The organism is Legionella sp. 227 (genome assembly GCF_043161935.1).
GTDB lineage: Bacteria > Pseudomonadota > Gammaproteobacteria > Legionellales > Legionellaceae > Legionella > Legionella sheltonii.
Map to the genome: position 1 here is coordinate 3,506,591 of NZ_CP171154.1, position 15,302 is coordinate 3,521,892.

A 15,302-nucleotide genomic window follows, 5' to 3' on the forward strand; every position below is an offset into this window, starting at 1 on the left:
TGTAGAATACAAAAAGGTCCTATGAGAGAAAAAATCCCAGATAAATCTAGGAGATTGTATTGAGTTATAATGAAATCTACTCCTTTCCAAATCCAGAAACGAGTGATGATCAGGGTTTATTATTCATTGGGGGGGATTTATCGCCTCAACGTATACTTCAAGCTTATCGACAAGGAGTGTTTCCCTGGTATGAACCAGGAACACCTATTCTTTGGTGGTCCCCAAATCCAAGACTTATATTAATTCCTACTGAATTCAAGGTATCGCATAGTTTGCAAAAATCTCTAAAAAAACCCTTTGGCTTTACTGTAGATACTGTATTTAGAGAGGTCATGATGGCATGTGCCACTTGCTCTGGTCGTATGAATAATACCTGGATTACTCAAGAAATGATTGAGGCATATACCCAGTTGCATACAATGGGTTATGCGCATTCTTTTGAAATATGGTATAAAAATGAATTGGTCGGAGGTCTGTATGGGCTCAGCTTAGGGCGCGTTTTTTTTGGTGAATCCATGTTCCATAAGCTAACGGATGCATCAAAAATTGCTTTTTATTATTTATGCAAAACTATGGCAAAATGGAATTTTGATTTTATTGATTGCCAAATTCCCACCAATCATCTACAAAGTCTGGGCGCTAAAATTATTGAACGTAAAGAATTTCTTCATCTGCTGCGCCAATCATTAGAGCATCCTACAAAGCAGGGTTCATGGAATATCACCTTGCCTTAATATTTCAAATAGTAACAATCATGTACTATCATTATACAAGGCGAATCATTCATTTTCATTTCAAACGATTATAACCTCATGAGATGATAATGTAATGCGGTAAACAACCTGGAGTATTTTCCTATGGAATCAAAAACTGTGTCAAAGGTTCCTGTTATTTTTGGAAAAATGAAGGAGGATCAATTACATAAGATTTTGGAAAACAGCGATGCCAAGAAAAAAGAAACTAAAGCCGTATTTTTAATCAGAGAAGATGATAATTTTCGAGGATTCATGACCGTTTCATATTACTCACAAGAACATGATATGGTAAAAAATATCCGATTTGGTTTAACCAGTGACGGTTGGAAAAAAGTTCCTAAGCCACCTAAAGAACCCGCTTTGACTGATACACTTGAAGTAAAAAGAAAATACGCCCTTGATAAAACAAAATTTGATAAAGACATGCAAAATTTTATCAATACAGCTAAGACTCTTTTCGAACACAATGCGACCCCAGATCAAATTAAGCGGCTAATCAACGAGTTAAAAAAAGAAGAGTATAAATTTGATTTGAGTGGACTGATTAGACCGAGTCCGGCAGAAGCGAGTAAAGAAAAACACTTTTTGAGTTATGTTGGCGATGTATTTATAACCGAGATGATAGCTCAATTAACTCACATGAACAAAAATTTAGGCTCGAACTTATCTTAATAAATTATTTTTAGGAAAACTGTCCTTACAGAATGACATAATAGTTAAATTTTGACATGCTTGGATTGCCATTTTCTTCATTTTAGTGCAGTATACATACACAATAAACATTATAAATTTGGTACATCACTGAGAGACCTATGGCAAAAGAAGATCATATAGAAATGGCTGGTACTGTTATAGATACCCTACCCAACACCATGTTTCGTGTTGAATTAGAAAATGGACATGTTATCACTGCCCACATTTCTGGTCGTATGCGTAAAAATTACATTAGAATTTTGACTGGTGATAAAGTTAAAGTCGAGTTGACTCCCTATGACTTAACTAAAGGCCGCATCATTTTCCGCGATAAAAACTAAGCGATTTCCTAATTAAAAATCTTTTCTTTACAACATGTAATCTATAGGTTCCCGCTTTAAAGCCTGGCCCTTCAAAAGACTACAACAAATGTTGGGCTTTGGCCCAACGTTTAAAAAAACACTGTTCCTTTATAAAATTTCAAATTGGGCAAATATTTTCAAAAAGTTGGGCCAAGGCCCAACCTACGCTTAAATAATAGTTTTCAGTAGTAACTGTTCAGCCTTATTCTATAAAGCTTCAAATATTGCAGCGGCTCCCATGCCCGTTCCAATACACATCGTTACCATACCATATCGTCCTTTAATCCTCCTCAGACCATGCAATAAAGTAGCTGTTCTGATTGCTCCTGTAGCACCTAAGGGATGTCCTAGGGCAATAGCCCCCCCTAAGGGATTTACTTTGCTTCGTGGAAGATCAAGTTCTTTAATTACTGCCAGAGCCTGAGCGGCAAAAGCCTCGTTAAGCTCTATCCAATCGAGCTGGTCTAAAGTAATACCTGCTCGCTTTAAGGCAGCCGGAATGGCTTTTATGGGGCCAATTCCCATAATATCAGGAGGAACACCGGCTACGGCATAACTCATCAATCGTCCTATTGGTTTTAAATTATATTGGCGCAAAGCCTGTTCACTGGCCAGCAAAGCAATACCTGCTCCATCACTGGTTTGTGAACTGTTTCCTGCCGTGACTGTTCCTCTGGCGGCAAAAACAGGTTTTAATTTAGAAATGACTTCATAGGAAGTATCTGCTCGTGGTCCTTCATCATCATTGATCCACTTTTTCTTTTCTATGGTTGTCGAGCTCGCTAAATCAGCCTGTCTTAAAGTAATTTCTATGGGACTAATTTCCGCTTTAAAATCACCTCGTTGCTGAGCCGCTACTGCTTTTTTATGACTTTCAGCAGCAAACTCATCTTGTTGTTCTCGAGTAATTTCCCAGCGTTTTGCAACATTTTCTGCAGTAATCCCCATCCCGTACGCAATCGCGATGTCTTCATTATTGAATATAACAGGGTTTGCTGTGTATTTGTTTCCGCCTAAAGGTACCATGGACATGCTTTCAACGCCGCCTGCTAGAGCCAAGTGTATGTCGCCACTACGTATAGTCTCTGCAACGGTAGCAATACTTTGCACTCCAGAAGAACAAAAACGATTGATTGTCATGGCAGGAACAGATTGGGGTAAGTCAGCAAGTAATGCAGCAATGCGAGCCACATTCATACCTTGTTCTGCCTCAGGCATAGCACAACCTATGACAACATCCCCTATTTCTTGATGATTCACAGATGGATAACGCTCCATTAAATTTTTGATCACATGAGCCAATAAATCATCGGGTAAAGTATTCTTAAATACACCACGGGGTGCTTTACCAACAGGAGTACGTAATGCGTCAACTATATATACATTAGTCATTTTTAAATCTCCCTTAATTACGTAACGGCTTGCCAGTTTCTAATAAATGACTAATCCGCGCTTGAGTTAATGGTGATGCAGCTAGAGTCATAAACGCTTCTCGCTCTAATTTGAGCATCCAGTTTTCATCAACAAAAGTGTTTTGATTGAGATTGCCACCGCAAAGTACTGTTGCCAATTCCGTAGCAATAAAATAGTCATGCTGAGAAATAAAACCACCTTCTAACCAATTAACTAACCCTGCTTGTAATCGTGCTTTACCTTCAATTCCAGCGATTTGAAATTGTGTCTTTAAAGGAGGCAGATAATTCGCTGCATGCATAAAATTAATCTTGGCCAAAGCAACGTAGAGTACTTCATCAGCGTGCATCACATAGCTGTCTGTACTACGCAAATACCCCATCTCCATTGCATCAGCTGCTGAGCCTGCAACTTGTGCAGTGGCAATTTGTTGGTAGTAACCTTGAAGTACTGTCATTAAATCGCCTTTGGGAGCCAGTTGGGCTGCCCTCATTGCCATTTCCTTACATCCACCACCAGCAGGTATCACTCCAACACCAAATTCAACGAGTCCTGGATAAGCCTCAAAGGCAGCAACAACAGCATCACAATGCATCATTAATTCACAACCACCACCAAGAGCACGTCCTCTCAATGCCGCTACTGTTGGGATGGAACTGTATTTCAAACGTAAAGCCACACGTTGAAATTGGGCAATCATGTCGTCCAAAGCATGCATTTTGTTGTCTTTAATTAAATTCAGGACACCACGTAAGTCAGCACCCGAGCAGAAATTAGTCGCGTCGTTTTGATAAACGATCAAACCACGACATTGTTTCTCTGCAATTTCAACCGCCGCTTCCAGTCCATCAAGAACTGACTGCCCTACTGTATTCGCCTTGCTTTTAAAGTTCACTACAGCGACATCATCTTGTAAATTCCATAAGCGCACCCCCTCATTTTCATAAATCACAGGTGTAGAATGAGCTGTTTGCTTAATGACGCGGTCAGGAAAGTATTGACGTTGGTAAACAGACAATTGGCTTCGAGGCTGATAATCATTCATTTGTGGCGAATAAGCCCCTTCTTCTGTATAGAAGGCATCAATTTCAAACAACCATCCAGGTAATTCGGCTGTACTAAGAGATGATTTATCCTTTATGGCTTGGTCAATATACTGTGTCATTCGAGTTAAATCAGCTAATTGCCATGTTTCAAATGGTCCTTGCACCCATCCAAAACCCCAACGTATTGCCAAATCAACGTCTCTAACATTATCCGCAATGGCCTTAAGATGATAGGCGCAATAATGAAATAAATCTCTGAAGCAGCTTGCCAAGAATTGTGCTTGCTTGTTATTGGAAGTAATAAGTTTTTGCATGCGTACAGCAGGATCAGACTCACTCATGATGGCTTTTAACTCATCATTTACCGCAGGTTGAGCGGGGCGATAAGTCGCCGATTTAATATCATAAACTTCAATAACCTTACCATTTTTCCTATAAATACCTTGGCCAGTTTTTTGTCCTAAATGCCCCTCTTTAATAAGATTAGTGAGCCATTCCGGAAGTTTAAAACTAGAGTGCCATGGGTCATCTTGCAACTGTTGTTGCATGGTATGGATTACATGTTCCATGGTATCTAGACCAACAACATCCATGGTACGAAAAGTCGCAGACTTCGGTCTTCCCAGCAAAGGACCTGTTAATGCATCCACTTCATCTAATCCCATATCCATAGCAAAAGCATGGTGCAAGGTCGTTAAGAGTGAAAATACACCAATACGATTACCAATAAAATTCGGAGTATCTTTGGCGCGCACCACTCCTTTACCCAAATAACGAGTTAACCAAGTTTCAAGATTATCTACCAATTCCTTATCAGTAGTTTTGGCAGGAATAAGCTCAGCAAGATGCATGTAACGCGGAGGATTAAAAAAATGAACACCGCAAAAATTTCTTCTATGCATTTCAGGTAAAACAGAACATAAAGAATCAATACTTAAACCAGATGTATTACTCACTAAAATAGAGTGTTCTGCTAAAAATGGAGAAATTCGCTTGTATAAATCCTCTTTCCAATCCAAACGTTCAGCAATGGCTTCAATAATTAAATCGCATGAAGATAAATCAGCGAGGTGTTGTTCGTAATTTCGTGCTTGCATTAACGCTGCAGTTTGAGCTGTTGCAAGCGGAGCAGGTTTCAATTTCCCTAAGTTAGCTATTGCTTTATCAATTAGTGCATTCGTGTTTCCTTCTTTGGACGCTAAATCGTAAAGTAAGGTTTCAATACCTGCGTTAACACAGTGCGCGGCAATCTGTGCCCCCATAACGCCTGCTCCCAGAACTGCGACTTTTTTTATAAAAAAAGGTCCATGCATTTCTTTCTTCCTCGTTAATTAAAATGTAGCCTGGGCGAAGCGAGGCGTAACCCGGGTTCTTATGGCAGATTAAATTACCCGAGTTACGCCTCGCTTCACCCGGGCACAGTTGCTACTTATTAAACTAAATCAAAACGAATACCCTGGGCTAAAGGCAGTTCATTTCCCCAGTTTATCGTATTGGTTTGTCGACGCATGTAGGCTTTCCACGAATCAGAGCCTGACTCACGACCACCACCGGTTTCTTTTTCTCCACCAAAAGCACCGCCAATTTCGGCACCCGAAGTACCGATGTTAATATTGGCTATACCACAATCGCTCCCCCAAGCACTTAAAAAATGCTCTGCATTTTTTAAATTTTGAGTAAACATGGCAGAAGATAACCCCTGCGGTACATGATTTTGTAAAGCAATCGCTTCATCAATTGTTTGAAAAGGCATAACATATAAAATGGGGGCAAATGTTTCTTCTTGTACAATATCCCAATGGTTTTTTACATCACATACTAATGTAGGTTGTACAAAAAAGCCTGGTCGATGAACAGCCTCGCCACCAGAGATAATTCGCCCCCCTGCTTCTTTGATTCGGGCGATTGCTTTATTGAATTGGTCTACGGCTTGTTTATCAATTAGAGGGCCCATAAGATTTATTTTATCTAAAGGATCGCCAATTGTTATCTGCTCATAAGCAAAACGTAAGCGTTCAACAACATAATCATATTTGGAATGATGAACAAACAAACGTCGAGTAGAAGTGCATCGTTGACCTGCAGTACCCACTGCTCCAAAAACAATCGCTGGAATTGCTAAATGAAGATCAGCTGACTCATCAAGAATTATCGCATTATTGCCACCTAACTCTAAAATAGTCTTACCTAAGCGGGCAGCAACTTTTGCGGCAACTTGCTTTCCTACTGCCGTTGAACCTGTAAATGAAATAAGCGGTATCCGCTGGTCATTAACCAAAGTCTCTACTACATCATGATCTTCCGGAATCACCAGACTAAATATTTCAGGGCATCCATTAGCTGCCAACACATCATTGCAAATATGCTGAACGGCTACAGCACACAAAGGTGTCTTTGCTGAAGGTTTCCACACAGTGACATTACCACAAATGGCCGCAAGAAAAGCATTCCAAGACCAAACTGCGACTGGGAAGTTAAATGCTGAAATAACACCCACAATACCGTACGGATGCCATTGTTCATACATTCTGTGTTGAGGACGTTCCGAATGCATGGTATTCCCATATAACATACGTGACTGACCTACTGCAAAATCAGCGATGTCAATCATTTCCTGAACTTCACCATCCCCTTCTTGCTTGGATTTGCCCATTTCTAAAGAAACCAAACTGCCTAAAGCATCCTTATGATCGCGCAATGACTGACCAATTTGCCGTATTATTTCACCTCTTTTGGGAGCAGGAATTTTCCTCCATTCATGTGCCGCATGCTGTGCACGGGTCATTACCTCTTCATAATCATCCAGGGTGCAGGTTGCTATTTCCGCAAGCTTTTCACCATTTGCTGGATTATAAGAGATTAATTTATGCTCATGAACTCCACTTTGCCAACCCTGGCCACTATAGGCACCTGGATTAACTGCATGAATTTTCAAGCGTTTTAATATATCCATTCATTATCTCCATGGTAACCCGGATACAACTAGGTGAACCCGGGAACAGTGCAACGATATTTCAGGTTACGCGTAATAGCGACCAAAGCGATTTTCTAAAACTGCAGACAAGTGGAATTTTTCTTGCAATACCAAGCCTTTATATTCATTAGATTGTCCCAGCACCAAGTCCACCACCGCGCAAACACCTGAAGCGGTACTTATTTGAATTGCGGACCATTCCAAACCACAAATTTCCTCGGGATAAATCTTTTTCACGTAATTTTTTTCTGTCAACTCACCACGTTTCATTCCTTCAACAGAAACATAAACTATCACAAGATCTTGATAAGTTTTGGGAATGGCATTTTCTAAAATGCGTTTTAAAGTAGGTCTATCTTGATTTAATCGTAAGTCGTTCATTAATAAACGCATCTTAGAACAATGGCCTGGATAACGCATTGTTTTATAATTCATGGTTTGCACTTTACCAGCATGCATCTCTGCCAAACTTCCCAGACCACCAGAGGTATTAAACGCTTCATATTCACAACCATCAATTTGAATGGTTTCTAATCCTTCCAAAGGTGCTAAAGTTACAGCTTTTCCATATTTAATTGCGTAACAAGGGTTACCGTATTCATTGATCACGCCATCAGTAGACCAAGTTAATGAATATTGAAGTGCATTGTTTGCATTTTGTGGAAGAGCACCTACACGTAATTTCACATGAAAACTCTCTTCAAACTCCTGCATGAGACTATTCGCGGCAATGCTGATAAATCCAGGGGCTAATCCGCATTGAGGCACAAAGGCAGTTTCTGCATCAAGAGCAATCGCTTTTACTGCTTCTGTAACGGCCGTATCTTCCGTAAGATCAAAATAATGTGCTTTAGCAGCTTTTGCAGCCTCAGCAACATATGTATTTAAAAAATAGGGAAGACTCGAGATAACAGCTACAATATCATGCTTTTCCATATAAGCTTGAGTTGACTGCTGATCTTTAACATCTAAGGCGACTGTTTTAATTTTGGGTACTGCTTCCAACAGTCTTTTCACATCTGATCCATTAAAATCTATATCAACTAAATGGACCTGGTAAGAACCACTGTCTGATAATAAACAAGCGATTAAGCTACCAATTTTCCCTGCACCAGTAATCATTACATTATACATTTAATCCCTCTCCATTATAAAACGCAATCATCCTACACAAAATATTGGGAATTGGATAGTATTCTCTAATCGATACCCAAGAAACTCCAAAATGCTATTTTTAAAATCGAGTTAATTCAATTTTTGATGCATAATGTTAGAAAAAAACTATATTTAAAATACTTTTAGATTTGGCAAAAGGAACTTGTCATGAATAAATCAAAAAAGCAGCATCCAAAATCAGTTGGAAATATGCAAGCCCCTCTATCCACTGAATCAGAAAAAAAATGCGACTATGCAGGACTTAGTTACGATAGACTATTCCATGCGGCAATCAGCCGATTCAGCAACTGGTTATCACCTGCTACGCTCTTGCTGTCTTTTGCAGATTGGTTACTTTATTTATATTTTTCACCAGCAAAACTAGGCAACTTAAATATAGAAGCACTCAAAAAATTGGGCCATTTATTGTTATACATACAGCAACAGAGCCAGGATGAAAACAAACCTTGTATCGAAGTGCGTCAAACTGATTATCGCTTTCAAAATGAGTTATGGTCTCAATTTCCATTCAACGTATATGCTCAATCTTTTTTATTAACTGAAGAATGGTGGGATGATGCCACTACACATCTTCGTGGGGTTTCCAAGCATAACGAAAATATTGTTAATTTTGTCACACGTCAATTTTTGGACGTCTGTGCGCCCTCAAATGTTCCTGGAATGAATCCTGAAGTAATCAATGCGACACTTAATGAAGGAGGTATGAATTTTATCAACGGATGGAATAATTTTATTGATGACGTGACCAGAAATCTAAATAATTTACCGCCTGCAGGTAGTGAACACTATAAAGTGGGAGAAAACATAGCGATAACACCTGGAAAGGTTATTTATAGAAATCGATTAATTGAGCTTATCCAATATGCGCCAACAACATCCACTGTCTATCCGGAACCCATATTAATCATCCCTGCCTGGATTATGAAGTATTACATACTCGATCTTTCACCTAACAATTCCATGGTTAAATTTTTAGTGGATAAAGGGCACACTGTATTTATGATTTCCTGGAAAAATCCAACGTCTGAAGATCGGGACTTGGATTTCTCAGATTATGCAATACATGGTGTGATGGATGCATTAAATACAATTAATCAAATTATCCCAAAAGAAAAAATCCATGCAGTAGGTTATTGTATTGGAGGAACCTTATTATCCATGGTTGCAGCAAAAATGGCCGCAAAGGAAGATGATCGATTAAAAACAATGACTTTGTTCGCAGCCCAAACTGATTTTCAGGATGCAGGTGAACTGCAGTTATTTATTGACGAAAACCAACTTACTTACATTGAGGACATTATGTGGGAAAAAGGCTACCTGGACGGGTCTCAAATGGCTGGGGCGTTCAGTATGTTACGGTCTATAGATCTCATTTGGTCTCGTCTGGTTTATGATTATTTATTGGGTAAACGACAGGAGGTCAGTGACTTAATGGCATGGGATTATGATACTACACGAATGCCCTACAAAATGCATAGCGAGTATTTACGTAGTTTATTTTTAAATAACGACTTAGTTGAGGGACGTTTTAAAATACTTGATGACACGATCAATCTTGCCGACATCAGAGTACCAACTTTTGTCGTAAGCACCATAAAAGATCACATAGCACCTTGGAAATCTGTTTATAAAATTCATTACTTCATTGATAGCGATATTACCTTTGTATTGACTAACGCCGGACACAATACTGGCATTGTTAATAAACCTGGTGAATCAGGACGAAGCTATCAGATGCTAACTCATAAGATCGATGACAAACATTTATCACCTGACGTTTGGTTGGAAAAAGCCCCTCATTTTAAAAATTCCTGGTGGCCAGCTTGGGAAAAATGGCTTGCAGATCTCTCAAGCTCCAAAAAGAAACCGCCTGATTTCGGTAATCCTGCAAAAGATATAAGACCACTTTGTGATGCACCGGGGACTTATGTTTTAAAAAAATAACCCAAATGGCTGGAGATGAAAATTCAGCCGGAATTCTAAAATATGCAATTATTTCCGACATTTATGAATCTTGGCGAAAAGCCTGATTGAACCCCAAATTGAACAATAATGAGGCATACATGACTTTTCAGTGAGCTGATGTGAATTGTTACTAAAATACTCCACTAATCCTTGACCTGAGCAGAGGACTACATTATCTTATCTTTTTATATTTTTTTTACAACTCATGAAGCAAACTGCTTTAGCCAATTCTATCCCATTAAACTCCTCAATTCGTCTTGGCTCTATTAAATACTTTTTTGTATTTATAGCAGGTCTGCTGGCACCCTTTGGTTTTGCTCCTTTTCATATACCAGGGCTGACACTATTGAGTTTGGCATTTCTTTATTCGAGCCTCCAAAATTGCTCTAGAAAACAAGGCCTTTCTCTAGGATTTTTTTTCGGGATGGGTTATTTCGGATTTGGGGTTTCTTGGGTCATAGTCAGTATCCATGATTATGGTCAACTCAATTATTGCCTTGCAGGATTGGTTACATTAATTTTCATTATGTATCTTTCGCTCTTCCCTGCCTTAGTTGCTTACCTATATAAAGTGTTTGAACTCAAAAATCGGAAGTTGTTGTCTCTAGTTTTATTTTGTGTCTTATGGTGTTTGAGTGAATATTGCCGTGCTAATTTATTTACCGGCTTCCCTTGGTTGTTAGTAGGAACACCGCTTATTGATACACCAATAAAATATATTGCTCCCATTTTAGGAATTTATGGGCTAAGTTTAGTTTGTGTCCTCATTTCAGCATTACTCACCTTAGCGGTGTCACAAAACTCTCCGAGGCGTTACCATTATTTAATTGCCATTGTACTGATTCTTATCAGTCCAATGCTGTTAAAAAACATTTCATGGTCAAAAGTCAAACAAGAACCTATAAGTATTGGTGCTGTTCAAGCCAATTTATCCATGCGCGATAAATGGGATGAAACCTTATTTTGGAACCTGCTGGAGTACTATGAAAAGGCAATCAACAAACTCCTAGGAAAACAATTAATTATTTTGCCCGAGTCTGCCATACCACTTCCCGCAAGTTATTTGGATAAATATTTACTTAGGCTGAATAACAAAGCATTAAAAGCAAAAAGCGCACTTATGTTAGGTATTTTACAACCTACAAATGATAGGGAAACAAATTATTACAACGCAGTGATTACGCTTGGGCAAGCCAAAGGTAAAAAACTTAAACGACAACTTGTTCCTTTTGGAGAATATATTCCAAAACCTTTGGTTAGAATCAATCATTGGTTTCATTTACCTGAACCTAATTTATTACCAGGAAAAAGAAAACAATCCCTGATTCGAATTGAAAATCATCCCATAGCAAGCCTCATTTGTTATGAGATTGCTTACCCCAAGCTATTGCGCGAACAAATGCCTAAAGCTCAATGGATTGTTTCAATAAGTGACAATGGTTGGTTTGGGCATTCATTAGCCAGTTACCAACAACTACAAATGGCCCAAGTGCTTTCTCTGCTTACAGGACGATATCAAGTAGTCGTCAATAATGATGGACTATCGTCAGTCATTGACTCAGGTGGAGATATAATAGAAAGTCTTCCTCCATTTAGTCCTGGTGTCCTACAAAGCAGTATACTCCCTGCAGAAGGTTTGACTCCTTGGATTATATGGCATGAGTACCCATCCCTCATTTTTTGTGCATTTTTCATTATTTTTATACTTTTTATTCAACTTCGTCGCTTATTCGAATAATAATCTATTGCTGGCAGACACAAGAGGAGTTATCCTTAGCAGATTTAGAGTCACTTAAAAAACTGGACTATGGATAATACCTATATACCACAAGAAGTTGAGGAACAAGCTCAACAGTATTGGCATAAAAAACAATCATTTAACGTTTCAGAAGATTTAAACAGAGAGAAATTTTATTGTTTATCCATGTTCCCCTACCCGAGTGGAACATTGCACATGGGCCATGTTCGCAACTATACCATTGGAGACGTTATTGCTCGTTATCAGCGTGCTTTGGGCAAAAATGTACTTCAACCAATAGGTTGGGATGCTTTTGGTTTGCCCGCTGAAAATGCGGCCATCAAAAACGGAATTCCACCGGCTGAATGGACCAGAAAAAATATAGAGTCTATGAAAAAGCAATTTTTACGTCTAGGCAATGCTTATGATTGGAGACGTGAGATTTGTACTTGTTCACCTGAATATTATCGATGGGAACAATGGTTCTTCATTCGATTATTTGAAAAAGGTTTAGTCTACAAAAAAAATGCGGTAGTGAATTGGGATCCAGTAGATCAAACTGTTTTGGCAAATGAACAAGTCGTTGATGGACGCGGCTGGCGATCTGGCGCGCTTGTTGAACGAAAAGAAATTTCTCAATGGTTTATAAAAATCACGGCTTATGCTGATGAGTTACTCAGCTCACTGGATACATTGGACGAATGGCCGGCACAAGTAAAACAAATGCAACGCAATTGGATTGGTCGTTCCACCGGGACTGAAATTCATTTTAACGTTAATAATTATCCTAAACGCTTAAAAATATACACAACACGTCCTGATACCTTAATGGGTGCAACCTATCTTGCCATAGCAACCGATCATCCCATTGCTAAAGAAGCAGCCAGTACCCGTAAAGAAGTCAAAGAATTCATTGATAGCTGCCAAGGCACCAAAATGGCTGAAGCGGAACTTGCTACCATGGAAAAACGAGGCGTGGCTACAGGCATGACAGCAATCCATCCCATAACCGGTGAAGAACTCCCTATATGGGTTGCAAATTTTGTACTCATGCAATACGGATCGGGAGCAGTAATGTCGGTCCCAGCACACGACCAAAGAGACTGGGAATTTGCACGTAAATACCAACTTCCCATTAAGGAAGTCATTAAACCTGCAAATGATACAAAACATGATTTCAATGCATCTGCCTATACAGGAGAAGGTACATTGATTCATTCAGGTCAGTTCGATGGCTTAAGTTCTTCTCAAGCAGTAGAAACTATAACCAGCTACCTTGAAGAACATGATGTAGGTAAAGCAACGATTAACTACAGATTACGTGATTGGGGTGTATCGAGACAAAGATACTGGGGAACACCTATTCCCATGATTTTATGTGACCAATGCGGTACTGTTCCTGTTCCAGATGAAGAGCTTCCCGTGGTTCTTCCAGAAAACGTGACATTTACGGGAACCGGTTCACCATTAGCTCAATGCCCAGAATTCGTCAATGTAAGCTGCCCTAAATGTGGTCAGGATGCATATCGTGAAACGGATACCTTTGATACTTTTGTTGAGTCATCTTGGTATTATGCCCGTTTTGCATGTAAAGGCCAGGAAAACGCAATGCTTGATGATCGAGCAAAATACTGGACTCCTGTAGATCAATATGTTGGTGGTATTGAACATGCTGTGATGCATTTACTCTATGCCCGCTTTTTTCATAAATTAATGCGTGATGAAGGTTTAGTAAATTCAGACGAACCATTTAAAGCCCTACTAACCCAAGGCATGGTTTTAAAAGACGGACATAAAATGTCTAAATCCGTAGGTAATGTCGTCGATCCAAACAATCTGATTGATACTTATGGTGCAGATACAGCTCGATTATTTGTTATGTTTGCAGCCCCACCAGAGCAATCGTTGGAATGGTCAGATACAGCTGTGGAAGGCGCTCATCGTTTCTTAAAACGAATTTGGGCTTTTGCTTACCAGCACCAAAATATGTTCATTGAAGTGAATGATATCATCCTGAGTGGCAATGGACATGTGAACTGGCAACAAGCAGAAAGCCGCTTAAAAAAATCACGTCATGTCGTGCATCAAATTCTTGCCCAAGCAACGCATGATTATGATCGAAATCAATTCAATACAGTAGTTTCAGGTTGTATGAAACTGTTTAATGAAATATCCAATTACGCAATAGAAACCGAAGAAGATAAGTTCTTTATTCATTCCAGTCTAAGTATTCTGTTGCGATTATTGGCTCCTATAACACCACATATTGCACATCACATCTGGCAACAATTAGGCTTTGAAAAAGCAATTATTGACGCTAATTGGCCTAGAGTTGATAAAGGTGCTTTAAAAACTGATGAAGTGGATTATGTAGTTCAGGTTAACGGAAAGTTAAGAGCTCAATTTACCGCCAGCGTTGATGCGACAGAAGAGGCTTTAATTGCTGCAGCAAAACAACATGCAAAAGATTTTCTTGCTGATAAAACAGTAAAAAAAGCAATTGTTGTGGCACATAGACAATTAATTAACTTGGTTGTTAGCTAATGAAGCCTCATTATTCTGATTCTTCTTCCAATGTCCCGTATCTTCTTCGAGAACAATCCGCGGGACATCAAAAGCAACAAATACGACCCTTTTCAACCTTACGCAGTACAGTTCCTTTTATACTCGTTTTATTACTCTCGGCATGTGGCTTTCATTTACGAGGGATAAGCAATGCACCGAGTTGGCTTAATAATGTAGCCATTATTTCTGAGAATAATGACAAGCAATTTATCTCAATACTCGAGTCCCGACTTGAGGGATCAAAAATTGAAGTTAATTCGGATCCTTCTCGTGCGCAATATTGGCTGATGATTAATGAAGTAAACCTGCAACAACAGATTATCAGTGTTGGAGCAAGCACGAATCCTAGGCAATATACTTTAACCCTAACCGTATTATTTTCTTTGAAAACACGCGCAGGCCAGGTTGTAACGGTTCCTGGTCAAATCAATATTTCTCGAGAACTTACATTAAATAATGACCGAATTCTTGGCTCTAAAGATGAAGAAAGTATTTTGATTGGAGAAATGAAGCAAGATGCAGTGACCCAAATCATTTATCGACTTGGTCATTTGCCCCCTCCTCCGCCCAGATAAATAAATTAGTCTGAAGAGGAGAGAAGTACCACAGGAGATA

The 15,302-nt window shown here is 39.2% G+C and carries 11 protein-coding genes; 7 read left to right on the forward strand and 4 right to left on the reverse strand.

The features are described 5' to 3' along the window. Window positions 1-59: 59 nt before the first annotated feature. The 3 genes from aat to infA all read left to right on the forward strand — a co-directional run bounded on the left by aat (window position 60) and on the right by infA (window position 1,789). Window positions 60-734, forward strand: a complete 675-nt coding sequence (gene aat / locus ACF8MK_RS15265) for a leucyl/phenylalanyl-tRNA--protein transferase (protein WP_392537376.1) — start codon at window positions 60-62, stop codon at window positions 732-734. Window positions 735-857: 123 nt separating this feature from the next. Further along, a complete protein-coding gene (locus tag ACF8MK_RS15270; RefSeq protein ID WP_392537377.1) occupies window positions 858-1,427 on the forward strand; it encodes a hypothetical protein in 570 nt (189 codons plus the stop codon). Between the two features lie 140 nt (window positions 1,428-1,567). Next, window positions 1,568-1,789 (forward strand): translation initiation factor IF-1, encoded by a 222-nt coding sequence (infA, locus tag ACF8MK_RS15275; protein WP_019233117.1) that lies wholly within the window; start codon window positions 1,568-1,570, stop codon window positions 1,787-1,789. A 228-nt stretch (window positions 1,790-2,017) separates the two neighbouring features. Here the strand turns inward: infA and ACF8MK_RS15280 are convergent, their stop codons facing one another. The 4 genes from ACF8MK_RS15280 to ACF8MK_RS15295 form a co-directional block, all read right to left on the reverse strand. Next, a complete protein-coding gene (locus tag ACF8MK_RS15280; RefSeq protein WP_392537378.1) occupies window positions 2,018-3,202 on the reverse strand; it encodes an acetyl-CoA C-acyltransferase in 1,185 nt (394 codons plus the stop codon). Between the two features lie 13 nt (window positions 3,203-3,215). After that, a complete protein-coding gene (locus ACF8MK_RS15285) occupies window positions 3,216-5,582 on the reverse strand; it encodes a 3-hydroxyacyl-CoA dehydrogenase/enoyl-CoA hydratase family protein (protein WP_392537379.1) in 2,367 nt (788 codons plus the stop codon). A gap of 119 nt (window positions 5,583-5,701) precedes the next feature. After that, a complete protein-coding gene (locus tag ACF8MK_RS15290) occupies window positions 5,702-7,222 on the reverse strand; it encodes an aldehyde dehydrogenase family protein (protein WP_392537380.1) in 1,521 nt (506 codons plus the stop codon). Between the two features lie 66 nt (window positions 7,223-7,288). After that, window positions 7,289-8,377 carry a saccharopine dehydrogenase family protein gene (locus ACF8MK_RS15295; RefSeq protein ID WP_265702343.1) on the reverse strand — a complete coding sequence of 363 codons (1,089 nt, stop codon included), beginning with the start codon at window positions 8,375-8,377 and terminating at the stop codon, window positions 7,289-7,291. A 189-nt stretch (window positions 8,378-8,566) separates the two neighbouring features. Here ACF8MK_RS15295 and ACF8MK_RS15300 point away from each other — a divergent pair, with 189 nt between their 5' ends. The 4 genes from ACF8MK_RS15300 (at window position 8,567) to lptE (ending at window position 15,262) form a co-directional block, all read left to right on the forward strand. After that, window positions 8,567-10,363, forward strand: coding sequence for a PHA/PHB synthase family protein (locus tag ACF8MK_RS15300; RefSeq protein ID WP_392537381.1), 1,797 nt, complete (start codon window positions 8,567-8,569; stop codon window positions 10,361-10,363). A 226-nt stretch (window positions 10,364-10,589) separates the two neighbouring features. After that, a complete protein-coding gene (lnt, locus tag ACF8MK_RS15305) occupies window positions 10,590-12,122 on the forward strand; it encodes an apolipoprotein N-acyltransferase (protein ID WP_392537382.1) in 1,533 nt (510 codons plus the stop codon). A gap of 69 nt (window positions 12,123-12,191) precedes the next feature. Continuing rightward, window positions 12,192-14,666, forward strand: coding sequence for a leucine--tRNA ligase (gene leuS, locus ACF8MK_RS15310; RefSeq protein ID WP_392537383.1), 2,475 nt, complete (start codon window positions 12,192-12,194; stop codon window positions 14,664-14,666). Further along, entirely contained in the window at window positions 14,666-15,262 is a 597-nt protein-coding gene (lptE, locus tag ACF8MK_RS15315; protein ID WP_392537384.1) for an LPS assembly lipoprotein LptE, read from the forward strand. The genes leuS and lptE overlap by 1 nt, the downstream gene beginning before the upstream one ends. Window positions 15,263-15,302: the final 40 nt, after the last annotated feature.